The 23,353-nt window shown below is 68.7% G+C and carries 25 protein-coding genes; 18 read left to right on the forward strand and 7 right to left on the reverse strand.

What is annotated here, in order from left to right; all coding sequences use genetic code 11:
• The first annotated feature begins 294 nt into the window (after positions 1-294).
• The 5 genes from ACQ5SP_RS07725 to ACQ5SP_RS07745 all read left to right on the forward strand — a co-directional run bounded on the left by ACQ5SP_RS07725 (position 295) and on the right by ACQ5SP_RS07745 (position 6,231).
• A complete protein-coding gene (locus ACQ5SP_RS07725) occupies positions 295-3,249 on the forward strand; it encodes an error-prone DNA polymerase (RefSeq protein WP_430937787.1) in 2,955 nt (984 codons plus the stop codon).
• A 30-nt stretch (positions 3,250-3,279) separates the two neighbouring features.
• A complete protein-coding gene (locus tag ACQ5SP_RS07730) occupies positions 3,280-3,726 on the forward strand; it encodes a c-type cytochrome (protein ID WP_430937788.1) in 447 nt (148 codons plus the stop codon).
• A gap of 124 nt (positions 3,727-3,850) precedes the next feature.
• Positions 3,851-4,963: an S-(hydroxymethyl)glutathione dehydrogenase/class III alcohol dehydrogenase gene (locus ACQ5SP_RS07735; protein WP_430937789.1), complete on the forward strand. Its 1,113-nt coding sequence runs from the start codon at positions 3,851-3,853 to the stop codon at positions 4,961-4,963.
• Positions 4,964-4,967: 4 nt separating this feature from the next.
• The gene (locus tag ACQ5SP_RS07740) at positions 4,968-5,462 is read left to right on the forward strand and encodes a GNAT family N-acetyltransferase (RefSeq protein WP_430937790.1); all 495 of its coding nucleotides are present in this window, start codon (positions 4,968-4,970) and stop codon (positions 5,460-5,462) included.
• A 13-nt stretch (positions 5,463-5,475) separates the two neighbouring features.
• Entirely contained in the window at positions 5,476-6,231 is a 756-nt protein-coding gene (locus ACQ5SP_RS07745; protein ID WP_430937791.1) for an NYN domain-containing protein, read from the forward strand.
• A gap of 25 nt (positions 6,232-6,256) precedes the next feature.
• Here the strand turns inward: ACQ5SP_RS07745 and ACQ5SP_RS07750 are convergent, their stop codons facing one another.
• Both ACQ5SP_RS07750 and ACQ5SP_RS07755 read right to left on the reverse strand, forming a co-directional pair.
• Entirely contained in the window at positions 6,257-6,883 is a 627-nt protein-coding gene (locus ACQ5SP_RS07750; RefSeq protein WP_430937792.1) for a TetR/AcrR family transcriptional regulator, read from the reverse strand.
• Positions 6,884-6,953: 70 nt separating this feature from the next.
• The gene (locus ACQ5SP_RS07755; RefSeq protein ID WP_430937793.1) at positions 6,954-7,118 is read right to left on the reverse strand and encodes a hypothetical protein; all 165 of its coding nucleotides are present in this window, start codon (positions 7,116-7,118) and stop codon (positions 6,954-6,956) included.
• Between the two features lie 174 nt (positions 7,119-7,292).
• On the opposite strand from ACQ5SP_RS07755, the gene mbfA reads away from it, so the two are divergent.
• The 8 genes from mbfA (at position 7,293) to zapE (ending at position 14,372) form a co-directional block, all read left to right on the forward strand.
• Positions 7,293-8,270, forward strand: a complete 978-nt coding sequence (mbfA, locus tag ACQ5SP_RS07760; RefSeq protein WP_430937794.1) for an iron exporter MbfA — start codon at positions 7,293-7,295, stop codon at positions 8,268-8,270.
• A 43-nt stretch (positions 8,271-8,313) separates the two neighbouring features.
• Complete coding sequence (locus tag ACQ5SP_RS07765; RefSeq protein ID WP_430937795.1) at positions 8,314-9,246, forward strand: AEC family transporter; 933 nt, start codon at positions 8,314-8,316, stop codon at positions 9,244-9,246.
• Between the two features lie 67 nt (positions 9,247-9,313).
• Entirely contained in the window at positions 9,314-10,144 is an 831-nt protein-coding gene (gene fghA / locus ACQ5SP_RS07770) for an S-formylglutathione hydrolase (RefSeq protein WP_430937796.1), read from the forward strand.
• A gap of 6 nt (positions 10,145-10,150) precedes the next feature.
• The gene (locus ACQ5SP_RS07775; RefSeq protein ID WP_430937797.1) at positions 10,151-10,603 is read left to right on the forward strand and encodes a YaiI/YqxD family protein; all 453 of its coding nucleotides are present in this window, start codon (positions 10,151-10,153) and stop codon (positions 10,601-10,603) included.
• A gap of 62 nt (positions 10,604-10,665) precedes the next feature.
• On the forward strand, positions 10,666-11,289 hold the full coding sequence (locus ACQ5SP_RS07780; protein WP_430937798.1) for an HAD-IA family hydrolase: 624 nt from the start codon (positions 10,666-10,668) through the stop codon (positions 11,287-11,289).
• On the forward strand, positions 11,286-12,209 hold the full coding sequence (locus ACQ5SP_RS07785; RefSeq protein ID WP_430937799.1) for an ornithine cyclodeaminase family protein: 924 nt from the start codon (positions 11,286-11,288) through the stop codon (positions 12,207-12,209). Before ACQ5SP_RS07780 ends, ACQ5SP_RS07785 begins: the two co-directional genes overlap by 4 nt.
• Positions 12,197-13,117 carry an alpha/beta fold hydrolase gene (locus tag ACQ5SP_RS07790; RefSeq protein ID WP_430937800.1) on the forward strand — a complete coding sequence of 307 codons (921 nt, stop codon included), beginning with the start codon at positions 12,197-12,199 and terminating at the stop codon, positions 13,115-13,117. Before ACQ5SP_RS07785 ends, ACQ5SP_RS07790 begins: the two co-directional genes overlap by 13 nt.
• 169 nt (positions 13,118-13,286) lie before the next feature.
• Entirely contained in the window at positions 13,287-14,372 is a 1,086-nt protein-coding gene (gene zapE, locus ACQ5SP_RS07795; protein ID WP_430937801.1) for a cell division protein ZapE, read from the forward strand.
• A 7-nt stretch (positions 14,373-14,379) separates the two neighbouring features.
• On the opposite strand, the gene ACQ5SP_RS07800 is transcribed toward zapE, so the two are convergent.
• Together ACQ5SP_RS07800 and ACQ5SP_RS07805 are read right to left on the reverse strand one after the other, a co-directional pair.
• Complete coding sequence (locus ACQ5SP_RS07800; RefSeq protein ID WP_430937802.1) at positions 14,380-14,904, reverse strand: YcbK family protein; 525 nt, start codon at positions 14,902-14,904, stop codon at positions 14,380-14,382.
• A 109-nt stretch (positions 14,905-15,013) separates the two neighbouring features.
• Complete coding sequence (locus tag ACQ5SP_RS07805; protein ID WP_430937803.1) at positions 15,014-15,622, reverse strand: hypothetical protein; 609 nt, start codon at positions 15,620-15,622, stop codon at positions 15,014-15,016.
• A gap of 107 nt (positions 15,623-15,729) precedes the next feature.
• Between ACQ5SP_RS07805 and ACQ5SP_RS07810 the strand changes: the two genes are divergently transcribed.
• From ACQ5SP_RS07810 to ACQ5SP_RS07820, 3 genes are read left to right on the forward strand one after another with little or no spacing between them, the layout of a single operon-like run.
• A complete protein-coding gene (locus ACQ5SP_RS07810) occupies positions 15,730-16,116 on the forward strand; it encodes a GFA family protein (protein ID WP_430937804.1) in 387 nt (128 codons plus the stop codon).
• A gap of 31 nt (positions 16,117-16,147) precedes the next feature.
• Positions 16,148-16,819 carry a pseudouridine synthase gene (locus ACQ5SP_RS07815; RefSeq protein ID WP_430937805.1) on the forward strand — a complete coding sequence of 224 codons (672 nt, stop codon included), beginning with the start codon at positions 16,148-16,150 and terminating at the stop codon, positions 16,817-16,819.
• A gap of 23 nt (positions 16,820-16,842) precedes the next feature.
• Complete coding sequence (locus tag ACQ5SP_RS07820) at positions 16,843-17,349, forward strand: L-2-amino-thiazoline-4-carboxylic acid hydrolase (protein WP_430937806.1); 507 nt, start codon at positions 16,843-16,845, stop codon at positions 17,347-17,349.
• Between the two features lie 68 nt (positions 17,350-17,417).
• Here ACQ5SP_RS07820 and ACQ5SP_RS07825 read toward each other — a convergent pair whose 3' ends face one another.
• A complete protein-coding gene (locus ACQ5SP_RS07825) occupies positions 17,418-18,857 on the reverse strand; it encodes an aldehyde dehydrogenase family protein (protein WP_430937807.1) in 1,440 nt (479 codons plus the stop codon).
• A gap of 143 nt (positions 18,858-19,000) precedes the next feature.
• Between ACQ5SP_RS07825 and ACQ5SP_RS07830 the strand changes: the two genes are divergently transcribed.
• Positions 19,001-19,654, forward strand: a complete 654-nt coding sequence (locus ACQ5SP_RS07830; protein WP_430937808.1) for a peroxiredoxin — start codon at positions 19,001-19,003, stop codon at positions 19,652-19,654.
• Between the two features lie 79 nt (positions 19,655-19,733).
• On the opposite strand, the gene pnp is transcribed toward ACQ5SP_RS07830, so the two are convergent.
• Positions 19,734-21,857 carry a polyribonucleotide nucleotidyltransferase gene (pnp, locus tag ACQ5SP_RS07835; protein WP_430937809.1) on the reverse strand — a complete coding sequence of 708 codons (2,124 nt, stop codon included), beginning with the start codon at positions 21,855-21,857 and terminating at the stop codon, positions 19,734-19,736.
• 286 nt (positions 21,858-22,143) lie between these two features.
• Here pnp and ACQ5SP_RS07840 point away from each other — a divergent pair, with 286 nt between their 5' ends.
• A complete protein-coding gene (locus ACQ5SP_RS07840) occupies positions 22,144-22,869 on the forward strand; it encodes a hypothetical protein (RefSeq protein ID WP_430937810.1) in 726 nt (241 codons plus the stop codon).
• A gap of 198 nt (positions 22,870-23,067) precedes the next feature.
• Here ACQ5SP_RS07840 and rpsO read toward each other — a convergent pair whose 3' ends face one another.
• Complete coding sequence (rpsO, locus tag ACQ5SP_RS07845; protein WP_430937811.1) at positions 23,068-23,337, reverse strand: 30S ribosomal protein S15; 270 nt, start codon at positions 23,335-23,337, stop codon at positions 23,068-23,070.
• Between the last annotated feature and the right edge of the window lie 16 nt (positions 23,338-23,353).

Raw genomic sequence — 23,353 nt, forward strand, 5'->3', positions numbered from 1 at the left:
ATGGGAGAACCAGGGTTTTGCCCTCGAACGGCGACACCGATTCCTGGGGGGTCGCGGACTTCCTCCCCCCCTCCCCCCCCCCCCCTCCCCCCCCCCACCCCCCCCAAGACCCCGGCCGCCCGTTCGGGCGGGTTGTTTCGCGCGCTTGCGCGCGCGAGGATACTTGGACCACTTGGAAGGGTGGATGTTTCCAAGTGGCGGAAATATCCCCGCCGGAGGCATGGAATCGCCGCGCAGCGGCCCTGTGGCGGAACCGGACTCCACATGAGAACAAAAGGTGAATAAAATGGAGTCATGCCGTTTGCCGAACTGGGACTCACCTCGAACTTCACCTTCCTGACGGGGGGCGCGCATCCGGAGGAATACGCCCGCGAGGCGGGGCTTCTCGGGCTGCCCGCCATATCGATCGCGGATGAGAACTCGGTGGCGGGGCTGGTGCGGGCGCATGTGGCACTGCGCGAACTGGCCCGCGCCGTGGAAGGGCGCCGGGCGGCGGAGTCGGGTGGCCTGGTCGCCGGTCCGCCCCGCCCGGCCGGGGCGCCGGAGGCCCCGTCGGCCGATCTTGTCTGCGTGCCGCGGCTGGTGCCGGGCGCGAAACTGGTGCTGCGTGACGGCATGGCCGTGACCGCCCTGCCGCGTGACCGCGCCGCCTGGGGGCGGCTTTGCCGTTTGCTCTCCGCCGGGCGGCTCCGGGCGGCCAAGGGCGCCTGCGACCTGGCGCTCGACGATCTCCTGGACCGGGGTGCAGGGATGGAGATGCTGCTCCACCCGCCGGAAACCTCCGCGCCGCGGGCCGCGCGGGGATGGCTGCGCGCGGCCCGGCGGCTGGCGCGCCGTTTTCCCGGCGCCGTGGCGCTGGTGATGGCGCCGCGCTACGACGGGCAGGATGCGCGGCGCTTCGGCCGGCTCGACCGGCTGGCGCGGCGGCTCGGCCTGCCGACCGTCGCCTCGGCGGCCCCCGTGATGCATCGCGCGGCGCGGCGGCAGCTGGTGGACGTGCTGACCTGCATCCGCGAGGGCGTGACGGTGGACCGGCTCGGCCGGGCCGCCCAGGCCAATGCCGAGCAGCGCCTGCGCAGCGCGCCGGAGATGCGGCGGATCTTCCGTGGCCACGCGGCGGCCGTCGCGCGCGCCGGGGCCATTGCGGCGCGCTGCCGGTTCAGCCTGGACGAGCTCGCCTATGAATATCCCTCCGAGGTGGCGCCGGGCGAGTCGCCCCAGGCCCGGCTGGAGCGGCTGGCGCGCGAAGGTCTCGCCTGGCGTTACCCCGACGGTGCGCCCGGGAAGGTCGTTGCGCTGATGGAGCACGAGCTGCGCCTGATCGGCAAGCTCGGCTACGCGCCCTATTTCCTGACCGTCCATGACGTGGTGGCCTTCGCCCGGTCGCGGGGAATCCTCTGCCAGGGGCGCGGGTCGGCGGCGAATTCCGTGGTCTGTTACTGCCTGGGCGTGACCTCGGTCAGTCCCGAGATCGGCACCATGGTCTTCGAGCGCTTCGTCTCGGAAGCCCGGGACGAACCGCCCGATATCGACGTGGATTTCGAGCACGAGCGCCGCGAGGAGGTGATCCAGCACATCTACGAGCGCTATGGCCGTCATCGCGCCGGGCTCTGCGCGACCGTGATCCATTACCGCGGCAAGCGTGCCATCCGCGAGGTGGGCCGCGCGATGGGGCTGTCGGAGGACACGGTCGCCGCGCTCTCGAGCCAGGTCTGGGGCTGGGGCGGCCCGGGGGCGCTGGACGCGGCGCGGCTCCGGGAAATCGGGCTCGACCCGTCGGATCGCCGGCTGGCGCAGACGCTGCGGCTGGTGGGCGAGATCCAGGGTTTTCCCCGGCATCTCAGCCAGCACGTGGGCGGCTTCGTCATCACCGCCGGCCGGCTCGACGCGCTGGTGCCGATCGAGAACGCGGCGATGGAGGACCGCACCGTGATCTGCTGGGACAAGGACGACATCGACGCGCTCGGCATCCTGAAGGTCGACGTGCTGGCGCTGGGGATGCTGAGCTGCATCCGCAAGGCCTTCGCCCTGCTCGCGCAGCATCACGGCGCGGACTATACGCTGGCGACGCTGCCGCAGGAGGATCCGGCGGTCTACCGGATGCTCTGCAAGGCGGATTCGCTCGGGGTCTTCCAGGTCGAGAGCCGCGCGCAGATGAATTTCCTGCCACGGATGCGGCCGCGATCCTTCTACGATCTCGTGATCCAGGTGGCGATCATCCGTCCCGGCCCGATCCAGGGGGACATGGTGCATCCCTTCATCCGCCGCCGGAACGGCGAGGAGGCGGTGCAGTTTCCTTCCGACGCGTTGGGGGATGTCCTGGGCAAGACGCTGGGGGTGCCGCTCTTCCAGGAACAGGCGATGCAGATCGCGATCATCGGGGCGGGCTTCACCCCCGACGAGGCCGACAGGCTGCGCCGCTCCCTCGCGACCTTCAAGAAACACGGCGATGTCAGCGCGTTTCGCGGCCGCTTCATCCGGGGGATGCTGGGGAACGGCTACGACCGGGACTTCGCGGACCGGTGCTTTTCCCAGATCGAGGGCTTCGGCAGCTACGGTTTCCCGGAATCCCACGCGGCAAGTTTCGCGCTCCTGGTCTATGCGTCGGCCTGGCTCAAGTGCCACCATCCGGGGATCTTCGCCTGCGCGCTGCTGAACAGCCAGCCGATGGGGTTCTACGCGCCGGCGCAGATCGTCCGCGATGCGCGCGAACACGGGGTCGAGGTGCGCCCGGTCTGCGTGAACCATTCCTACTGGGACAACGTCATGGAGCCGGACGGGCGGGGCGGGCTGGCGCTGCGCCTCGGCTTGCGCCAGGTGCGCGCACTGAGCGCGGCTGAGGCCGCCTGGATTCCGGCGGCGCGTGGCAACGGCTATCGCAGCGTCGAGGACGTCTGGCGTCGTGCCGGCGTGCCGCCGCACATGCTGGCGGCGCTGGCCGAGGCCGACGCCTTCGCCGACATGGGGCTCTCGCGGCGCGCGGCGCTCTGGGCGGCGAAGGCTGTCGGCGGCGCGGCGCCGCTGCCGCTTTTCGAGCGGGACATCGACGGCGAGGCCATCGCCGAACCGGCGGTTGCGCTGCCCGCGATGAGCGAGGGCGAGGAAGTGGTCGAGGATTACGCGGCGCTCCGGCTGACGCTCAGGGCTCACCCGGTTGCGCTGCTCCGGCCCTGGCTGACGCCGGGGACGCGCGTTCAAGAAAACGTGAACGGCTCTGGCGGGACAGGCGGCGGGGGTGCATCAGCTTAACTGCAGGAAAAATCCACAGAGGAGATCCCGATGATCAGCCTGACCCGCAGCCTCGCCGTTCTGGCCCTTCTCGGCGCCGGCGCCGCGGCCACCGCCCACGAGGGCGCCAGCGGCGACGTGAAAACCCGGATGGAGGCCATGAAAACCGTCGCGGACAATACCAAGATCCTTGGCGGGATGGCGACCGGCAAGCGCGCCTTCGACGCGGCGGACGCCCAGGCCGCGGCGGCGGTGCTCGAGGCGGAAGCTGCGCGCATCCCGGCGCTCTTCGAGTCGGGCGAGATGTCGGACGTCTCCGAGGCCAGCCCGGAGATCTGGGAGAACTGGGGCGATTTCACCGCGAAGTCCGAGGATCTCGCCGTCGCCGCGGCGCGGGCCGGTGACGTCACGGATCTCGACGGGCTTCGCGCCGCGATGGGCGGCATCGGTGGCGCCTGCAAGGCCTGCCACCAGGACTATCGCATCGAAAAGGACTGATATCGGCGCGCTGGCGGCGCCAATCCGTCGCAAAATGGCCGCGGTCCGGCGCAGGGCGGCGTTGCACCGCGGCGCGGTTTGGAACAGACTCCCGGGCAGAGCCAGTCGCCCAGGGAGGCCAAAGATGAAGACCCGCGCCGCCGTCGCCACCGAAGCCGGAAAGCCGCTCGAGATCATGGACGTGAACCTGGACGGCCCGCGGGAGGGCGAAGTCCTGGTCGAGATCAAGGCCACCGGCATCTGCCACACCGATGATTTCACCCTGTCGGGTGCCGACCCCGAGGGGCTTTTCCCCGCGATCCTCGGTCACGAGGGCGCCGGGGTCGTCGTCGACACCGGGCCCGGGGTGACCAGCGTGAAGAAGGGCGACCACGTCATCCCGCTCTACACGCCGGAATGCCGGGAATGCGAATACTGCCTCAACCCCAAGACCAATCTCTGCCAGTCGATCCGCTCGACCCAGGGGCAGGGCGTGATGCCGGACGGCACCTCGCGCTTCTCGACGCTCGATGGCGATCCGATCCTGCACTACATGGGCACGTCGACCTTCTCCAACTACACGGTCCTGCCCGAGATCGCCGTCGCCAAGATCCACCCCGAGGCGCCTTTTGAAAAAGTCTGCTACATCGGCTGTGGCGTCACCACGGGCGTGGGGGCCGTGATCAACACCGCCAAGGCCGAGCCAGGCTGCCGCGCGGTGGTCTTCGGCCTGGGCGGTATCGGGCTGAACGTCATCCAGGGGCTGCGGCTGATCGGGGCCGACCAGATCGTGGGCGTGGACCTGAACCCGGCCAAGCGCGAGATGGCCGAACGCTTCGGCATGACCGACTTCGTGAACCCGAGCGAGGTCGAGGGCGACCTTGTGCCCTACCTCGTCGACCTGACCAAGGGCGGGGCCGATTACAGCTTCGACGCGACGGGCAACGTGCAGGTGATGCGCGCCGCTCTCGAATGCGCGCACAAGGGGTGGGGCGAGTCGATCATCATCGGCGTGGCGCCGGCGGGCGCGGAAATCTCCACCCGGCCGTTCCAGCTGGTCACGGGCCGGACATGGAAAGGCACGGCCTTCGGCGGGGCGCGCGGGCGCACCGACGTGCCGAAGATCGTGGACTGGTACATGCAGGGCAAGATCGAGATCGACCCGATGATCACCCACACGCTGAGCCTCGACGAGATCAACGAGGGCTTCGAGTTGATGCACGCGGGCAAGTCGATCCGGTCGGTCGTCGTCTACTGACCCGGTGACCGGCCTGTCGATCCGGCCCGCGACGGCGGCGGATGCCGACCGGACCTGGTCCATTCTCGAACCGGTCCTGCGCGCCGGCGACACCTATGCGGTCGATCCGGGCCTGTCCCGCGACGCGGCGCTCGCCTGGTGGCTGGGTGCGCCGCACCGGACCTATCTTGCCGAGGATGCGGACGGCACGGTGCTGGGGACCTATTACCTGATGCCGAACCAGGGCGGTGGCGGGGCGCATGTGGCCAATGCCGGCTTCGTCACCGCGCCTGCGGCGCGCGGGCGGGGCGTGGCGCGGGCGATGCTGGAGCACGCGCTCGAGACCGCGCGGGCGACCGGCTACCGCGCGATGCAGTTCAATTTCGTGGTCGAGACCAACAGCCGCGCCATTGCCATCTGGGCCGATTACGGTTTCGATGTGGTCGGACGCCTGCCAGGCGCGTTTCGCCATCCGGACAGGGGCTATGTCGACGCGCTCGTGATGTACCGCCACCTTTGACAGCGGAGGGCCCATGGCCGCCAGCACAGACAGCACACCGCTTCTCGCCGTCCTGATCGACGCCGACAACACCTCGCCGCAATGGGCGGAGGCGATCTTCGAGGAGATCGCCAGCCTGGGCGAGGCGAGTGTCCGCCGGATTTACGGTGATTTCTCCAGCGGGCAGCTCAAGGGCTGGTCTGACCGCCTGGCGCATTACGCGTTGGTGCCGCACCATTCGCCGGCCAATACCGTGGGCAAGAACGCCAGCGACATCGCGCTGGTCATCGACGCGATGGACATCCTGCATTCGGGCCGCTTCGACGGCTTCGTGCTGATCTCGTCGGACAGCGATTTCACCCGGCTCGCCAGCCGCATCCGGGAACAGGGGCTCGACGTCTACGGGATCGGCCAGAAAAAGACCCCGGACGCCTTCCGCAAGGCGTGCAAGCGGTTCATCTTCGTCGAGAACCTGCTGGCGTCGGAGGCGGGCGAGACCGAAACCGGCCGGGGCGCCGGGCGGGGCGGGACAAGCGCCCGCAAGGAGCCGCCCTCGAAGGCGGTGCCGTTGCTGACGGCGGCGCTCCGCAGTCTCGACGAAGAGGCCGAATGGGTGGCGCTCGGCCGGCTTGGCCAACAGGTCGTGGCGGCGAACCCGGATTTCGACCCGCGCACCTATGGCAGCCCCAAGCTGTCGGACCTGCTTGAAAAGACCGGCCATTTCGAGGTCGAGCGCAGCGGCACCGGGCTGCGTGCCCGGATCAAGCCCGAGCGGAAAAAGAAGGGCTGAGCGCCCCGCCGGCCGGACGGCCCCGTTACCCCCGGCCCGTGCCGTAGCGCGCGAGGAACATCTCCACCGCCCCGTCGACCACGCGGCCTATGTCGGTCTGGGTGATCTCGCCGGCGACGCCGCAGATCGACCGGACGAAGAGGTCGCTCTTGCACAGTTCGGCAAACTGGTTGGCGGCAAGGTCCATATCGGGGATCCGCAATTCGCCCCGCGCCTCCGCCTCGGAGAGGTAGGTCGTCAGGCGGTCGCGCAGCAGCGCCGGGCCGGAGTCGTAGAAGCGACAGCCGAGTTCCGGGAAACGCGCGGACTCGGCGACGCAGATGCGGTACATCTGCTGGCCGAAATCCGATAGGAAGAATGTCAGGATGCGTCCGCCGGCCTCGCGCAGGAAAACCTCCGGCGGGGCCGCGGTGTCCATGACGGCCAGCGCTTCCTCGGCCTGGCGGTTGCATTCCATGCGGGCCACCTCGAGGAAGAGCAGCCGCTTGTCGGGGAAATAGCTGTAGAGCGTCGCCTTGGAGACCCCGGCGGCGCGCGCGATATCGTCGACGCTGGCGCCCTCGAAGCCGTCGCGCATGAAGATCATGCGCGCGCCCTCGAGCACCTGGTCGAATTTCCGGCCTTTCTTGATCTCGGCCGCGGCAGTGCTCATGCGTGGTCTCCCCATCCCCCGGCGGAGTTTAGTCCGCCGAGTTCCGGGGCTGCAAGCGCGCCGGCGCGGATCATCGCGACGGGGCCGGGGCGAGGGTGTCGGCGGCGGTGTCCCGGCTTGCCGGGGCGGGGGCCGGTTCGGGCCAGGTCAGCACCGGGAAATCGAAGAAGATCCCCCCGGCGGCGGCCGGACCGGCAGCGAGCGCGAGGAACAGGGCGGTCAGGATACGGGTCATCGCGGCACTCCAAAATGAACTGGTTGGTTCACTTTTTAAAATAAACCGATCGGTTCAGATATCAAGCCGAAAATGAACCAAGCCGTTCACTATTGTCGCAGCCTGGCCGGAGTCGGTTTGCACATCGCGCCACCGGTGCTAGTTTAGAATCGTTCTAAAGAAATGGAGTGTCCCATGATCCCAGGCGTATCCTCGCGGCGGCGTTTCGCGGACCTTGACGAGCAAGAGGTCCTGGCGCTGGCCATTTCGTCGGAGGAGGACGACGCGCGCATCTACCGGAGCTATGCCGAGAAGCTGCGCGAGGATTACCCGGCCACGGCGAAGATCTTCGACGGCATGGCCGAGGAAGAGGACGGCCATCGCCAGCGGCTGATCGACCTGCACAAGAAGCGCTTCGGTGACGTGATCCCGCTGATCCGGCGCGAGCACGTCGCCGGATACTATTCGCGCCGGCCGGTCTGGCTGATCGAGAATCTCGGGCTGGAACGGATCCGCGACGAGGCCGCGATGATGGAGCGCGACGCCGAGGCCTTCTACCGCAAGGCCGCGCAACGCACGCAGGACGCCGATACGCGCAAGCTGCTCGGTGATCTCGCCGCCGCCGAGGCCGGGCACCAGGAAACCGCCGTGGGCCTGGCCGAGGAACATCTCGGCGCCGAGGCCGAAGACGAGGAAAGCCGCGTCGCGAAGCGCCAGTTCGTCCTCACCTGGGTGCAGCCGGGCCTGGCAGGGCTCATGGACGGCTCGGTCTCGACGCTGGCGCCGATCTTCGCCACCGCCTTCGCCACGCAGGACACCTGGACGACCTTCCTCGTCGGGCTCGCGGCCTCGGTCGGGGCCGGGATCTCGATGGGCTTCACCGAGGCGGCTTCGGACGACGGGGAACTGTCGGGCCGCGGCAGCCCGCTCAAGCGCGGTATCGCCTCGGGCGTGATGACGACCGTGGGCGGGCTCGGCCATGCGCTGCCCTACCTGATCCCCGACTTCTGGACCGCGACGATCACCGCGATCGTGGTCGTGTTTATCGAGCTTTGGGCCATCGCCTGGATCCAGAACCGCTTCATGGAAACGCCCTTCCTGCGCGCGACCTTCCAGGTTGTCCTGGGCGGTGCGCTGGTCTTCGCGGCCGGGGTTCTGATCGGCGGCGGCTAGGCAGGTCTGGCAGGCCGGGGCGGCGCATGCTAAGCGCCTGCCCATGCTGGCGATCTTCCTCGAGACCCTGCCGTTCTTTGCCATCATCGGTGTCGGTTACGGCGCCGGGCGGACCGGTTTCTTTACCGAGGCGGCCACCGCCTGGCTGACGAAATTCGTCTTTTACTTCGCGCTGTCGGCGATGCTGTTCCGCTTCTCGGCCAATCTTTCGCTGGACGAGGTGTTCGACGGCATCTTCATCGCCGCCTATCTCTGGGCCACCGCCGCGATCTACCTGCTCGCCACCGCGGTGGCGCTCTTGCGGCGCAAGGGGGTGGAGGAGGCCGCGGTCGAGGCGCAGTGCGCGGTGATCGGGAATGTCGGCTTCCTGGGCATCCCGATGCTGGTGCTGCTGCTGGGCGATCGCGCGATCGGCCCGGTGATGATGGTGCTGGCCGTCGATCTCATCGTCTTCGGCAGCCTGATCGTGATCCTGATCACCGGGGCGCGGGACGGGCGGATGTCGCTGGGCATCCTGCGCACGGTCGGGCAGGGGCTGATCAAGAACCCGATGATCGTGTCGATCACCCTGGGGCTGGCCTGGTCGGCGCTGGCGCTGCCCATACCGGGACCGCTCAACGCCTTCGTGGAATTGCTGGGCTCCGCCGCGACACCGGGGGCGCTCTTCGCCATCGGGGCCTCGCTGGCCTCGAAATCGGCCGAGCGGGTCGAGGTGGCGGCCTGGCTGTCCTTCTCCAAGCTGGTGCTGCACCCGGGGGCGGTGGCGCTCTCGGCGCTGCTGCTTTTCCCGGTGGAGCCCTACGCCGCCGGCGTGATGATCGCCGCCGCCGCGCTGCCGACGGCGGGCAACGTCTACATGCTGGCCCAGCATTACCGCGTGGCGCCGACGCGGGTCTCGGCGACGATCCTGATCTCGACGGCCGCCAGCATCCTGACCCTGTCGCTGGTGATCGGCTGGGTCAGCGGCCTGGGCTAGGCGGTTCCGGGCTTGCCCCACCCGCGGCGGCGCGCTACCCCGATCCCGACAACAGGGAGGACGCGCCATGCAGACCATCTCCGAAAACCGGGCCTTCGGCGGGGTGCAGGGGGTCTATGCCCATCCCTCCGATGTCTGTGGCTGCGACATGACCTTCGGGCTCTACCTGCCGCCGGCCGCCGGCGACGGGCCGGTGCCGGTGCTCTGGTATCTCTCGGGGCTGACCTGCACCCATGAGAACGCCATGGTAAAGGCCGGTGCGCAGGGCTGGGCGGCCGAGCACGGGATCGCGCTGGTCTTTCCCGACACCAGTCCGCGCGGCGACGGGATCGCGGATGACGATGCCTTCGATCTCGGCCAGGGGGCGGGGTTCTACGTGAACGCGACCGAGTCGCCCTGGGCCCCGCATTTCCGGATGTGGGACTACGTGACCGGGGAACTGCCGCGCCTGGTCTTCAACGATTTCCCGCTCGACGAGGACGCGCAGGCGATCACCGGCCATTCCATGGGCGGTCACGGGGCGCTGACCATGGCCCTGTCGCTGCCGGGCCGGTTCCGCTCCGTCTCGGCCTTCGCGCCGATCGCGCATCCGACCGTGTCGGACTGGGGACGCAAGCAGTTCACCGCCTACCTGGGCGCCGACGAAGCCGACTGGGCGGCGCATGACGCGACGCTCCTGATGCGCACCGAGGGGTTCGACGGGCCGATGCTGATCGACCAGGGCACCGATGACCAGTTCCTCGACCGCCTGATGCCCGAGGCGCTTGCCGGTGCCATCGCCGAGCGGCGGCAGGGCGCGCAGTTCCGGATGCAGCCGGGCTATGATCACAGCTATTTCTTCGTCGCCTCCTTCATGGAGGATCACGTCGCCTTTCACGCCGATGCGCTCTACGGGTAGCGGCCGTTGAGCCGCGTCTTCGTCGATGCCGACGCCTGCCCGGTCAAGGCCGAGGCCGAGCGCGTGGCCGAGCGGCACGGCGTTCCGCTGTTTCTGGTCGCCAATGGCGGGCTGCGGCCGTCGCCGCACCCGCTGGTCGAGGTGGTCTACGTCCCCGAGGGTCCGGACGTCGCCGACATGTGGATCGCGGACCGGGCCGGGCCGGGCGACGTGGTGGTGACGGCCGACATCCCGCTGGCCGCGAAATGCATCGCCGCCGGCGCCGCGGTGCTGGGGCATGACGGGCGCCCCTTTACCGAGGCGAATATCGGCAACCTGCTCGCCACGCGGGACCTGATGGCCGACCTGCGCGCCGCCGATCCGTTCCGCCAGGGCGGCGGGCGGGGGTTCGGCAAGCAGGACCGCGCGCGGTTCCTCGATGCGCTCGACCGGGCGCTTCGGGCCGCCGCGCAGGGCTGAGCGCGGTTTCCAAGCCGCGCCGACCGGGCTAGAACGGGCCGGAACGGACAGAGGAGCGGCGCATGCCCAGACCCGAGGCGGTGATCTTCGACATCGGCAACGTGTTGATCGAATGGCAGCCGGAGCGCTTCTACGACACCGTGATGCCGGTCGAGGATCGCGAGCGGCTCTTCGCGACGGTGGACCTGCACGGCATGAACGACGCCGTCGACCGGGGCGCCGATTTCCGCGAGACGATCTATGCCACGGCCGCGGCCTATCCGGACTTCGCAGAGCATATCCGCATGTGGCATGATCGCTGGCTCGAGATGGCACGCCCGGCCATCGACCGGTCCGTGCGGCTGCTGCGGGCGCTGCGCGCCCGCGGCGTGCCGGTCTTCGCCCTGACCAATTTCGGCATTGGCAGCTTCGAGATCGCCGAGACGGAATATGACTTCCTGTCGGAATTCGACCGGCGCTACATTTCCGGCCACATGGGCGTGATCAAGCCTGAGCCGGAGATCTACGCCATGGTGGAGGCCGATTGCGGGATCGCGCCCGATCGGCTCTTGTTCACCGACGATCGCGCCGACAACATCGCCGCGGCGCGGGCGCGTGGCTGGCGGGCCCACCGGTTCGAGGGCGCCGCGGGCTGGGCGGCCGAACTCGTGGCCCATGGCCTGCTGACAGAGGAGGACGCGGCATGAGCGTGGAAATCATCGGCTTCGACGCCGAGGCCCGGATGGACTGGATCGCACTGACCGACGCGCTGGCGGCTGGTCACGAGATGCCGCGCGCCGAGATCACCGACGGCTTCCTCTACCGTGGCGACGACACGTTGCTGAACCGCGCGGCCTGGATCGACGGCATGGGGATCGCGGTGAAATCCGCCACGATCTTTCCGGGCAACGCGGACGCCGGCAAACCCACCATCAACGGCGGCATGTGCCTCTATGCCGACGGCACGGGTGAACTCGAGGCGGTGGTGGATTTCCACCTCGTCACCAAGTGGAAGACGGCCGGCGATTCGCTGCTGGCGGCCCGCCGGCTGGCGCGGCCGGACAGCCGGCGCATCCTCGTCGTCGGCGCGGGCACCGTCGCGCGGTCGCTGGTCGATGCCTATTCCGCCGCCTTCCCGGACGCGGAGTTCACCGTCTGGAACCGCACGCCCGCCGGCGCCGCGGCGGTTGCGGCCGAGTTCGCCGGCAGGGTCGGGATCGCCGTCGCGCCGGATCTCGAAGCCGCGGTGGCCGAGGCCGACATCATAACCTGCGCCACGATGGCGAAGGAGCCCGTGATCCGCGGCGCGTGGCTGCGGCCCGGTCAGCACCTGGACCTGATCGGCGCCTTCCGCCCGGACATGCGCGAGGCCGACGATACCGCGCTGCAGCGCGCGCGCATCTTCGTGGACAGCCGGGACACCACCATCGGCCATATCGGCGAGCTGAAGATCCCGCTGGCCGCGGGCGCGATTTCCGAAGCCGATATCCAGGCCGATTACTACGACCTGCCCGGCGGCGGTTTCGCCCGGCAGGATGCCGGCGAGATCACGCTGTTCAAGAACGGGGGCGGCGCGCATCTCGACCTGATGACCGGCCGTTACGTGCTGGCCGCATGGCGGGGCTGATCGCCCTTTTCCTGGCCGCCGCGGGGGCCTGGGCGCTGGTGGAGCTGCTCCGCAAGCCGGTCAATGCCCGGACCCGCCGCGCGGCGCCCGGCCGGTTCGCCAATCTTTCGCGGGGGCCGACCCATTACCGCTGGCACGGCGAGGAAAACGGCCCGGCCGCGATCCTGGTGCACGGGCTCACCACCCCGAGCTTCGTCTGGAACGCGATGATCCCGGGGCTGACGCGGGCCGGGTTCCGGGTGCTGTCTTTCGATCTTTACGGACGGGGCTACTCGGCGCGCCCGCTCGGCCGGCAGACGCCGGCTCTGTTCACCCAGCAGCTCGACGAACTGATCGCGGCCGAGGGCTTCACCCGCCCGGTGACGCTGGTCGGCTATTCCATGGGCGGGCTGATCGCGGCGGACTGGGCGGCGCAGCACCCCGAGCGCGTGGCGCGGCTGATCCTGATCGCCCCGGCGGGGTTCCGCTATGTGCCGGACGGGTTCCTCCGGTTCTGTGCCCGGGTGCCGGTCCTGGGCGACTGGCTTTTCACCGTGCTGGGCGGGTATTACGGCAGGCGCCTGGCCCGGACCGTCGGGGCGGGCAGCGTGATCCCGGAAATGGGACGGAACCTCGAGCGCATGACGCGGTTCCGCGGGTTTCTCCAGGCCGTGCTGTCGAGCGAGCGCCACACGCTGGGCACCGACATGACCGACGGCCACCGCGCCCTCGCCGCCGCGCGGGTTCCCGTGCTGGCCGTCTGGGGCGCGGCCGATCCGGTGATACCGCCGGGCAACGCGGCGACGCTGGGCGCCGCCAATCCCGCGGCCGTGCAGACCGAGATCCCCGGGGCCGGTCACGGCCTCGTCTACACGCATCCCAAGGCGGTGCTGGGCGCGATCCGTACCTTCCTGCGAGACACCGCCTGAACCCCGGCGCGCCGCGCCCGGCCGGCGCGTCGCCCGCGGCGCCGCGCGCAGCGGCAGCCGGACAAGGGCCGCGGCGGCCGCGCCGGCATCCTGCCGGGGGACGGATCTTTTCTTGTCGATCTTCCGGCAAGCGCCCGTTATGGTCCGCGCCGGTCGAACGAGGGGTGCCATGCCGCAAACGCTGGAAGAGGTCTACGAAGCCCGGGTCGCGGCGGACAGGCTGCGCTACGATCCCGAGCAGATCGCCGTGCTCCATCGGCTGGAGGCCATCCGCGAGACGCTGGAGGCGCAGCGCGCGGCCTCCGGGGGCGGCTTTCTCAAGGGGCTTTTCCGCAAGGCACCGGCCGACGCGCCGACGGGGCTCTACATCTGGGGGGGCGTCGGGCGCGGAAAGTCGATGCTGATGGATCTCTTCTTCGACGAGACGCATGTCGAGGCCAAGCGGCGGGTCCATTTCCACGCCTTCATGCAGGAGATCCATGCGCGCCTGCACGAGATCCGCAAGACCGGTGCGGACGACGCCATCGCCCCCGTGGCCGCCGAGGTGGCCGACCGCGTGCGGCTGCTCTGCTTCGACGAGATGCAGATCACGGACATCACCGACGCGATGATCGTCGGCCGTCTCTTCGAGAAGCTGTTCGAGGCCGGGGTGGCGGTCGTGACAACGTCGAACCGGCCGCCCGAGGATCTCTACAAGGACGGGCTGAACCGGCAGCTCTTTCTGCCCTTCATCGACATGCTGAACGCACGGCTGGAAATCCATCACCTGCACAGCCCGAACGACTATCGCCAGGACCGGCTGGCCGGCGGTCAGGTCTATTTCACGCCGGCCGACGAACGTGCCCGGCGCGCCCTCGCCACGATCTGGGACGAGTTCGCGGGCGGTCCGGGGGACCCGCTGCACCTGCCGGTGAAGGGCCGCGAGGTGGTGCTGCCCGCGTTCCGCAACGGCGTCGGCTGGGCCAGTTTCTGGGACCTGTGCGGCCAGGCGCACGGGCCGGCCGATTTCCTTGCCATCGCGGGCGCGGTCCGGGTGCTGATCCTGCACGGCATCCCGCAACTCTCGCGGTCGAACTTCAACGAGGCCAAGCGCTTCGTGACGCTGGTCGATGCGCTCTACGAGGCGAAGGTGCGACTGGTGGCTTCGGCCGCGGCCGTGCCCGAGCGGCTCTACGTCGAGGGCGAAGGCTCGTTCGAGTTCGAGCGCACGGCGTCGCGGCTGCGCGAGATGCAGAGCGCGGATTGGTGGGCCTGAGCGCGGCTTAGCCGACCCAGTCGCGTCGCATCCCGGTATCGACATGCACGAAGCCCCGCCGCGGGTAGCGCCCGACGCCCCCGGCGCCGGCTTCCCGCGCAATGGCGGCGATGTCGGTCGTGCTCTTGCCCGCGATCTTGATGTCGAGCGCCTGGGCCGTGATGTGGCGGCTTTGCGGGGCGCCGCCGACCCGCGCATTGGTGGACTCCGTTCGGAAGGCCGATGTGACGACGAGCGGCGCACCGCCTGTCCGAACCTGGATGCGCAGCGCCAGCAACAGCAGGTCCGGATCCATCCGCCGGGTGGCATCCGTCAGGATGTCGCGCAGGATCCAGTCGATCTCCGGCAGGGCATCCGGGTCGACTTTCGGGCCGCCGAAGAAGGTATCGCGGATATAGACGCCGTGAAACACCTCGCCGGTGCGTTCACGCAGAAGATGGAGCTTGTAGTCGGTCCCGGCCAGCGCCGGGCTCGAGAGGGTAGAGGCCGCAGCGGCGAGCCCGCCGCGCAGCAGCACACGTCGGTTGAGCATGTGACTCCTTGATGTTTTTCGGTGTTGCTCGATTGGCGCCGGGCCTAACGCCGCGCATCGGCAATGTAAAACCGATAGCCGGGCCGCTAGCGGAACCCTGCCGGTCGGGTCAGTCGCGCCGGGTCCGCAGCGCCGCGCGCAACTCTTCCAGCTCCTGGTGGTAGGCCGCGGCATCGCCGTATTCGGCGAAACCTGGATAGCGGGAATGGATGCCCTCGACCCGGCGGGCATGCTTGATCGGGCACCAGAACTGTTCGGTCCGTGCGGCGATTTCGCGGACATAGGCGATGAGGCCGGTTGCATAGCCGCAATATGCGCAGTTGAGTTTTTCCAGCGCGTTAAGATAGCCGAGATGCTGGCGGTCGATGACGATGTAGTCGCCGCGGCGGACCCGCGGGACGCGGTAGACCCGGAAGCAGACCAGCTGGTAGACCGTCACGCAGAGATCCAGCAGGACCAGCGGCACGATCAGGCCGTAGATCAGCGGGGCGGTCAGGACCACCAGCGGCTTGGGATGGCGCAGGTAGTCGCGCAGCCCGCGGCGAAAGCCGTGATGGCTTTGTCGTACCGAGTCCTCGAAGATCACGCGGCCGCGCTCCAGCCGGTAGGCGAACTGGCGGCGCCGGGCGGCGAATTCCCGCTCCAGGTCCTCCTCGAGGGCCTGGATGCGGTCGATCAGCTGGCGGTTCGGGTTCATGGCGGCGCGCCTCCGGGTCATGGCCCGGCCAGCATAGCCGAGACACCCCCCGATGGCCCGCCGAAATGAATTTGCATCGCGGCCGCGCTGGGGCAGTCTGGAGCGGCAACCGCATCGAGGAGGAGAAGATGCTGACGGGGAGCTGTCTTTGCGGGGCCGTGGCCTTCGAGATCGAGGGTCCGGCCCGACCCGTGACCGCCTGCCATTGCGGCCAATGCCGCAAGGTTTCGGGCCATTTCTGGGCCTCGACGGAGGTGCCGCGGGACCGGATGCGGCTTACCGCCGAGACGGGCCTGGCCTGGTACCGGTCGAGCGATTTCGCCCGGCGGGGGTTCTGCAGCCGCTGCGGCGCGACGCTGTTCTGGGAGATGGACGGCGACGACAGGATCTCGGTCTCCGGCGGCGCGCTGGAGGCGCCCACGGGGCTGACGCTCGAGAAGCACATCTTCACGCGCTGGAAAGGCGATTATTACGAGATCGGCGCCGACGGCCTGCCGCATCTCGACGAGTATTGAGGCGCCGGGGGGGTTTCCCCCGGCCTCCGCCATGCTATCCCGGGCGCCGATGAACGATTTCGTCTACGATCCGCCACCGGGCGCGCCCGACGTGATCCACCGCGACAGCCACCTGCTGCTGGTCGACAAGCCGGCCGGGCTGCTGTCGGTGCCGGGACGCGGGGCGCACATGGCCGACTGCCTGCTGGCCCGCGTGCAGGCGGCCTTCCCCGAGGCGCTGCTGGTGCACCGGCTGGATCTCGATACCTCCGGCGTCATGGTCTTCGCGCTGACGCGCGCGGCACAGCGCCATCTCGGGCTTCAGTTCGAACGGCGCCATGTCCGCAAGGTTTACGTGGCGCGGGTCCGGGGGCATGTGGTCGAGAAAACCGGCACGGTCGCGCTGCCGCTGATCGTCGACTGGCCGAACCGCCCGCGCCAGAAGGTCGATTTCGATGCCGGCAAGCCCGCCGAGACCACGTGGCGCGTGGTCAGGCGCGAGGCGGACGCGACACGGCTGCGGCTGTTTCCGAAAACCGGGCGCAGCCACCAGTTGCGCGTCCACATGAAGGAGATCGGCCACCCGATCCTGGGCGATCCGCTCTACGCCAGCGGCGCGGCGCTGACGGCCGCCGACCGGCTGCAGCTCCATGCCGAGAGCCTGCGGCTGCGCCATCCTGATGGCGGCGTGGGCATGAGCTTCTCGGCCCCTTGCCCGTTCTGAGGCCCGGCGCCTAGACTGGCCCCATGACGGATGACAGCCCACCCCCGCCCCCCGACCGCCTGACCGAGACGCTTGGCGTCCTGACCCGCCGCGAGACCGAGGCCCGGATCGTCGCGCCGATCGTCGAGGCGCTGGCCGATCGCTTCGGCCGGGACGCGGTGCTGGAGGTGGTGCGCGACACGGTGGTGAAGATCGCGCAGGACCAGGGCGCGGCGCTGTCGGAGCGGTACGGTGACGGGCCGGAGGCGTTTCTCGAGACGCTGCAGCATTGGACGCGCGACGACGCGTTGGAGATCGAGGTTCTCGAGCAGACCGACGAGACGCTGTCCTTCAACGTCACGCGCTGCCGCTATGCCGAGCTTTACCGCGCGCTCGGGATCGAGGAGCTGGGCGCGGTGCTGTCCTGCAACCGGGATTTCGCCCTGATCGAGGGGTTCAATCCCGGGGCGCGGCTGAGCCGCACCCAGACCATCCTGGGCGGCGCGAGTCACTGCAATTTCCGCTACGACTTCTCTGGCGGCGGGGGCTGACGGCGCCTGCGGCGCCGGATTTCATGCGCGCCGCGCGGGGGATATTTGGGCCACTTGGACGGGGGCGGTCACGCCCCGCCCCAGCCGCTGACGGCCTTGACCTCGAGGAAGTCCTCGATGCCCCAGACGCCGCCTTCGCGGCCGTTGCCGCTGGCCTTCATGCCGCCGAAGGGGCTGCCGGCGCCGCGGGGCTGGCCGTTCATTTCCACCATGCCCGACCGGAGCCGCCGTGCCACGCGGTTGCGGCGGGCCGCGTCCGCGCTCTGGACGTAGTTGGTCAGCCCGTAGGGCGTGTCGTTGGCGATGGCGATGGCCTCTTCCTCGGTCTCGAAGGGCATGATCGAGAGCACGGGGCCGAAGATCTCCTCGCGCGCGATGGTCATGTCGTTGGTGACATCCGCAAAGACCGTGGGGCGGACGAACCAGCCGCGATTGAACCCCTCGGGGCGGCCGGGGCCGCCGGCCACCAGGCGCGCGCCCTCGTCGATGCCCTTCTGGATCAGGTCCTGCACCTTGTCGAACTGGGCCTGGCTGACCACCGGGCCCATGTGGCGACCCTCGGCGTCGGCGGGGCCGACGGCCATCTTCTCGGCCACCGCGCGCGCGGTTTCCACCGCCTGTTCGTAGGCGCTGGCCTCGACCAGCATGCGGGTCGGCGCGTTGCAGCTTTGCCCGGTATTGTTGAAGCAATGCAGCGTGCCGCGCTTGACCGCCTTTTCATCGGCATCCGCGAAGACCAGGTTGGCGCCCTTGCCGCCCAGTTCCAGGTGGACCCGTTTCAGCGTGTCCGCCGCGGTTTTCGAGATCGCGATCCCGGCGCGGGTCGAGCCGGTGAAGGAGATCATGTCGACATCCGGATGGGCCGAGAGCTGCGTGCCCACGCCGGGCCCGTCGCCGTTGACCAGATTGAAGACCCCGGGCGGGAACCCGGCGGCGTCGACCATCTCGGCGAAGAGCGCCGACGAGAGCGGCGCGATCTCGGAGGGCTTGAGGACCATGGTGCAGCCCGCCGCCATCGCCGCGATCACCTTGAGCGTGACCTGGTTCATCGGCCAGTTCCAGGGCGTGATCAGGCCGCAGACGCCGACGGGTTCCATCAGGATGCGGTCATCGGGCGCATGCGGGCCGAGCGGGCGCTCGAACGCGAAGTCGCGCGCGGCGCGGATGAAATTCTTGATATGGCCAAGCCCGGCCGGTGCCTGCTGGGCCTTGGCCATGTCGATCGGGGCGCCCATCTCGCGGCTGATGACGGCGGCCATTTCGTCCATCCGGGACTTGTAGACGTCGTAGAGCCGTTCCAGCACAGCGATCCGGTCGGCCGGCGGCGTTTCCATCCAGCCGGGAAAGGCGTCGCGCGCCGCGGCCACGGCCCGGTCGGTATCGGCCTGGCCGCCGAGCGAGATCACCGCGAAGGCATCTTCGGTCGAGGGGTCGATCACCTCGAAATCGCTGCCTGCGGCCGGCGCCGTCCATTCCCCGCCGATATAGAAGTCCCGTTTCTCGAGCATGGTCCGTCCCCTTCTGGTCTGGTCGCGCGACACTCTGTCACCGGGCCCCGGTTTCCGCAAGGCGGGGGGTTCATGCAGATGCAGCGCTGGATACCTATGACCCACGAGTCGCACATCCCGCATGCCCCAAGAGGAAGGATTTCATGGCCCTGCGTATCAACGACGTCGCCCCGAACTTCACCGCGGACACCACCGAGGGGAACATTGATTTCCATGACTGGATCGGCGATGGCTACGCCGTCCTGTTCAGCCATCCCAAGGACTTCACGCCGGTCTGCACCACCGAGTTCGCCGCCGCCGCGAACCTCTCCGAGGCATTCGCCAGGCGCAACACCAAGGTGATCGGCATCTCCGTCGATCCGGTGGCCGAACACCTGAAATGGAAGGCCGACGTCGAGAGCTACGGCAAGGCCGACATGACCTTCCCGATCATCGCCGACGACGGGCTGGACATCGCCAAGCTCTACGACATGCTTCCGGCGGAGGCCTACCTGCCCGACGGGCGCACCGCCAACGACACCGCGACCGTGCGCACGACCTTCATCATCGGCCCGGACAAGAAGATCCGGCTGATGCTGATCTACCCGATGTCGGTCGGGCGCAACTTCGACGAGATCCTGCGGGCGCTCGACGCGATCCAGGCCACCGATGGCAAGGACCTGGCCGCGCCGGCCGACTGGCGCAAGGGTGACGACATGATCGTGGCGCTGTCGGTCTCGACCGCGGATGCCAGGCACCGCTTCGGCGAGGTGGAAGAGGTCTTCCCCTATCTCCGCAAGATCAAGGCGCCGGCGTAAGCCCGGCATCCCCGGAACGCGAAAGGCCCCGGAGATCACGCTCCGGGGCCTTTTTTCTTTCGTGTCGGCGTGGCGCGCCTTACGCGTCTTCGGTGATCTCTTCGCCGGTCTCCTGGTCCACGACCTTCATCGACAGGCGCACCTTGCCGCGATCGTCGAAGCCCAGCAGCTTGACCTTGACCTCCTGGCCCTCTTCGAGCGCGTCGGAGGGATGCTTCAGCCGGCGGTCGGCGATCTGGCTGACATGGACCAGCCCGTCACGCTTGCCGAAGAAGTTCACGAAGGCGCCGAAATCGACGATCTTCACGACCTTGCCGGTGTAGATCTCGCCCACTTCGGGTTCGGCCACGATCGCGTGGATCATGTCGTGGGCCTTCTTGATGGCTTCGCCGTCCGACGAGGCGATCTTGATGATGCCCTCGTCGTTGATGTCGACCTTGGCGCCCGACACCTCGACGATTTCGCGGATCACCTTGCCGCCCGAACCGATGACTTCGCGGATCTTGTCGGTCGGGACCTGCATGGTCTCGATGCGCGGGGCATGGACAGAGAAGTCGCCCGCCTCGGACAGTGCCTTGGACATCTCGCCCAGGATGTGCATCCGGCCGTCCTTGGCCTGCGCCAGCGCCTGGCGCATGATCTCGGGCGTGATCCCCGCGACCTTGATGTCCATCTGCAGCGAGGTGATGCCGTCCTCGGTGCCGGCGACCTTGAAGTCCATGTCGCCGAGATGGTCCTCGTCGCCCAGGATGTCGGTCAGCACGGCGAAGCGGCCGTCTTCCTCGAGAATGAGGCCCATGGCCACGCCGGCCACCGCCGACTTCAGCGGCACGCCCGCATCCATCATGCTGAGCGACGAGCCGCAGACCGTCGCCATGGAGGACGAGCCGTTCGACTCGGTAATCTCGGAGACGAGGCGGATCGTGTAGGGGAAGTCGGTCGTCGGCGGCAGCACCGCTTGCAGCGCCCGCCATGCCAGCTTCCCATGGCCGATCTCGCGGCGTCCCGGCGGGCCGACGCGGCCAACCTCGCCGACCGAGTAGGGCGGGAAGTTGTAGTGCAGCAGGAAGTTGGATCGCGACGAGGCATGCAGCGCGTCGACGATCTGCTCGTCCTCGCCGGTGCCGAGCGTGGTGACGACCAGCGCCTGGGTCTCGCCCCGGGTGAAGAGCGCCGAGCCATGCGTGCGCGGCAGCATGCCGACCTCGCTCTCGATCGCGCGGACGGTCTGGTTGTCGCGCCCGTCGATCCGGGCGCCGCCCTCGATGATGTCGCCGCGCAGGATCGCGGATTCGAGCTTCTTGAAGGCCGCGCCGAGATTGGCGTCGGCCAGTTCGTCCTCGGTCAGCTCGGCCTTGACGGCCGCGCGGGCCTCGGAAATGGCGGTCTGGCGTTCCTGCTTGTCCTGGATCGCGAAGGCCGCGCGCATTGGCGCCTCGCCCAGCGCCTTCACGCGGTCGTAGAGCGCGCTGTAATCGGGCGGCTGGAAGTCGAACGGCTCGTTCGCGGCGTCTTCGGCCATGTCGACGATCATGTCGATCACCGGCTGCATCTGCTCGTGGCCGAACTGGACGGCGCCCAGCATCTCTTCCTCGGACAGCTCGTAGGCCTCGGACTCGACCATCATCACGGCGTCCTTGGTGCCGGCGACGATCAGGTCGAGACGCTGCTCGGGGTTGGACCGCAGGTGATCCATGTCGTCCACGGTCGGGTTCAGCACGTAATCGCCATCGGCGAAGCCGACGCGACAGCCCGCGATCGGGCCGAGGAACGGCACGCCCGACAGCGTCAGCGCCGCCGAGGCCGCGATCATCGCCACGATGTCGGGGTCGTTTTCAAGGTCGTGGCTCAGCACGGTGCACATGACCAGCACTTCGTGCTTGAAGCCGTCCACGAAGAGCGGACGGATCGGCCGGTCGATCAGGCGGGCGGTCAGCGTCTCTTTCTCGGACGGGCGCGCCTCGCGCTTGAAGAAGCCGCCGGGGATCTTGCCGGAGGCATAGTATTTTTCCTGGTAATGGACGGTCAGCGGGAAGAAATCCTGACCTTCCTTCGCTTCCTTGGCGAAGGTCACGGCGGCCATCACGGAGGTTTCGCCATAGGTGGCGACCACGCAGCCGTCGGCCTGGCGGGCGATCTTGCCCGTTTCGAGGGTCAGCGTATCCTGCCCCCATTCGATTTCACGTTTCGTCGTCTTGAACATCTAGCGTATCCTATCTGGAAGCGGCCGGCGTTCCGGCTCTCCCGTTTGCTTGGCGGCCCCATTGCCGCCGCCCCCTCATCCTACGTATGCGCCCGGGGGCCGTGGCCTCACGTCTCAGATGCGCGCGGCTTACAGGAAATGCGCGCCGGAGGAAAGCGGGATGTGGCGCTACCGGCCCGCGTGCAGGCCTGCTAGGCTTCTGCCAGGCGCGGCGGTTGCCGCTGTGTGTCGATCCGCGCGCCTGTGGTGAAGACGCCCGAACATGTGCCGGGCCCGACGAGAGTGAGTGCGAGTGATGAGAGTGATCTTTCCTCTTGGCCTGACGGCCCTGCTGCTGGCGGCCTGCGTGCAGCCTAAAGGCTTCTTCCCGATTTCCCGGGGCGGCGATCATGCCCTTTTCGTGGAGCCGGTCCAGAACTGGCGGGATGCAAACGGCGGCTGCATCGAAGGCGGGGAATGCTGGTCGGACCGTAGCCGGGAAGATATCCGGAACCGGCTGTCCATCGTGCAGGCGGAGACCAGGCTTTACGAACAGCAGGAGAACGGGCGCCTGAGCTACCTTGGATCGTCGGCTTCGATCGGTCGCGGAAAGTATCGCCTCGAGAAATACGTGATCGCCTTCACGAACAAGCCCTGCCGGCCAGAGGATCCGGGTGCCGGGCTGCAACGTGTCGGCGTCGGGGTCCGGGTGACCGCGGACATCGTTTCGAGGACGCGAAACCTTGAGCTGGACGGCCTGCTGTCCGCAGCGGTCGCGGCCAGCCAGAACGAGCTGCGAGGCGAGATGGCGATCCGCTCCTGGGGGGTGAACAGCACCAACAGGACGCTGAGTTCCCTGATCTCCCGCGCGAATGTCTCGCTCAACGAGGACGGGGTGCAAAAGGCCCTGTCGGCGCTGACCGTCGGGGAGGTTTTGCTCGAGGACCCGGACACGGTGCTCAGCCCCTGGACGTTCGCCATCGTGGAGGCCGAACCCGGGTCGTGCCGGCCGGGACTCGCACCGGGCGGGTAAAGGCCACGTATCTGCCCCGCCGGGGCCGGCGGGCCGCGTCCGCGATCAGGATCACGGCGCCGCGTTCGCGCCTCTTGGCGGTGATCTGCCGGCCCGCGACGGTGCCGGGGTTCCACCTGCGCCGCGAATGCCCGCCACAACGCAAAACGCCCGCGCCAGGCGGCGCGGGCGTTCCGGATGTCCGGTGCGCGCAGGCGCTCAGCGGCGGATGCCGAGGCGCTTGATCAGGTCGCGGTAGCGATCCTCGTCCTTGCCGCGCAGATAGTCGAGCAGCTTGCGGCGCTGGGCGACCAGCTTCAGAAGTCCACGGCGGGAATGCTTGTCCTTCTTGTGGGTCTTGAAGTGCTCGGTCAGCGTCGTGATGCGCTTGGTCAGGATCGCGACCTGGACGTCGGGCGAGCCGGTGTCGCCGTCCTTGGTGCCGAATTCCTTGACCAGTTCCTGCTTTTCAGCCGTCGTGATCGACATCGGGGTCTCCTTTCAT

The sequence above is a fragment of the Rhodovulum sp. YNF3179 genome (genome assembly GCF_050586465.1).
GTDB lineage: Bacteria > Pseudomonadota > Alphaproteobacteria > Rhodobacterales > Rhodobacteraceae > CAJXYS01.

What these genes read in the sequence shown, in the direction of transcription:
- ACQ5SP_RS07725 (WP_430937787.1), top strand. Translation starts at nt 295, where the DNA reads ATGCCGTTTGCCGAACTGGGACTCACCTCGAACTTCACCTTCCTGACG.
- ACQ5SP_RS07730 (WP_430937788.1), top strand. Translation starts at nt 3,280, where the DNA reads ATGATCAGCCTGACCCGCAGCCTCGCCGTTCTGGCCCTTCTCGGCGCC.
- ACQ5SP_RS07735 (WP_430937789.1), top strand. Translation starts at nt 3,851, where the DNA reads ATGAAGACCCGCGCCGCCGTCGCCACCGAAGCCGGAAAGCCGCTCGAG.
- ACQ5SP_RS07745 (WP_430937791.1), top strand. Translation starts at nt 5,476, where the DNA reads ATGGCCGCCAGCACAGACAGCACACCGCTTCTCGCCGTCCTGATCGAC.
- ACQ5SP_RS07750 (WP_430937792.1), bottom strand. Translation starts at nt 6,883, where the DNA reads ATGAGCACTGCCGCGGCCGAGATCAAGAAAGGCCGGAAATTCGACCAG.
- ACQ5SP_RS07755 (WP_430937793.1), bottom strand. Translation starts at nt 7,118, where the DNA reads ATGACCCGTATCCTGACCGCCCTGTTCCTCGCGCTCGCTGCCGGTCCG.
- mbfA (WP_430937794.1), top strand. Translation starts at nt 7,293, where the DNA reads ATGATCCCAGGCGTATCCTCGCGGCGGCGTTTCGCGGACCTTGACGAG.
- ACQ5SP_RS07765 (WP_430937795.1), top strand. Translation starts at nt 8,314, where the DNA reads ATGCTGGCGATCTTCCTCGAGACCCTGCCGTTCTTTGCCATCATCGGT.
- fghA (WP_430937796.1), top strand. Translation starts at nt 9,314, where the DNA reads ATGCAGACCATCTCCGAAAACCGGGCCTTCGGCGGGGTGCAGGGGGTC.
- ACQ5SP_RS07780 (WP_430937798.1), top strand. Translation starts at nt 10,666, where the DNA reads ATGCCCAGACCCGAGGCGGTGATCTTCGACATCGGCAACGTGTTGATC.
- ACQ5SP_RS07785 (WP_430937799.1), top strand. Translation starts at nt 11,286, where the DNA reads ATGAGCGTGGAAATCATCGGCTTCGACGCCGAGGCCCGGATGGACTGG.
- ACQ5SP_RS07790 (WP_430937800.1), top strand. Translation starts at nt 12,197, where the DNA reads ATGGCGGGGCTGATCGCCCTTTTCCTGGCCGCCGCGGGGGCCTGGGCG.
- zapE (WP_430937801.1), top strand. Translation starts at nt 13,287, where the DNA reads ATGCCGCAAACGCTGGAAGAGGTCTACGAAGCCCGGGTCGCGGCGGAC.
- ACQ5SP_RS07800 (WP_430937802.1), bottom strand. Translation starts at nt 14,904, where the DNA reads ATGCTCAACCGACGTGTGCTGCTGCGCGGCGGGCTCGCCGCTGCGGCC.
- ACQ5SP_RS07805 (WP_430937803.1), bottom strand. Translation starts at nt 15,622, where the DNA reads ATGACCCGGAGGCGCGCCGCCATGAACCCGAACCGCCAGCTGATCGAC.
- ACQ5SP_RS07810 (WP_430937804.1), top strand. Translation starts at nt 15,730, where the DNA reads ATGCTGACGGGGAGCTGTCTTTGCGGGGCCGTGGCCTTCGAGATCGAG.
- ACQ5SP_RS07815 (WP_430937805.1), top strand. Translation starts at nt 16,148, where the DNA reads ATGCTATCCCGGGCGCCGATGAACGATTTCGTCTACGATCCGCCACCG.
- ACQ5SP_RS07820 (WP_430937806.1), top strand. Translation starts at nt 16,843, where the DNA reads ATGACGGATGACAGCCCACCCCCGCCCCCCGACCGCCTGACCGAGACG.
- ACQ5SP_RS07825 (WP_430937807.1), bottom strand. Translation starts at nt 18,857, where the DNA reads ATGCTCGAGAAACGGGACTTCTATATCGGCGGGGAATGGACGGCGCCG.
- ACQ5SP_RS07830 (WP_430937808.1), top strand. Translation starts at nt 19,001, where the DNA reads ATGGCCCTGCGTATCAACGACGTCGCCCCGAACTTCACCGCGGACACC.
- pnp (WP_430937809.1), bottom strand. Translation starts at nt 21,857, where the DNA reads ATGTTCAAGACGACGAAACGTGAAATCGAATGGGGGCAGGATACGCTG.
- rpsO (WP_430937811.1), bottom strand. Translation starts at nt 23,337, where the DNA reads ATGTCGATCACGACGGCTGAAAAGCAGGAACTGGTCAAGGAATTCGGC.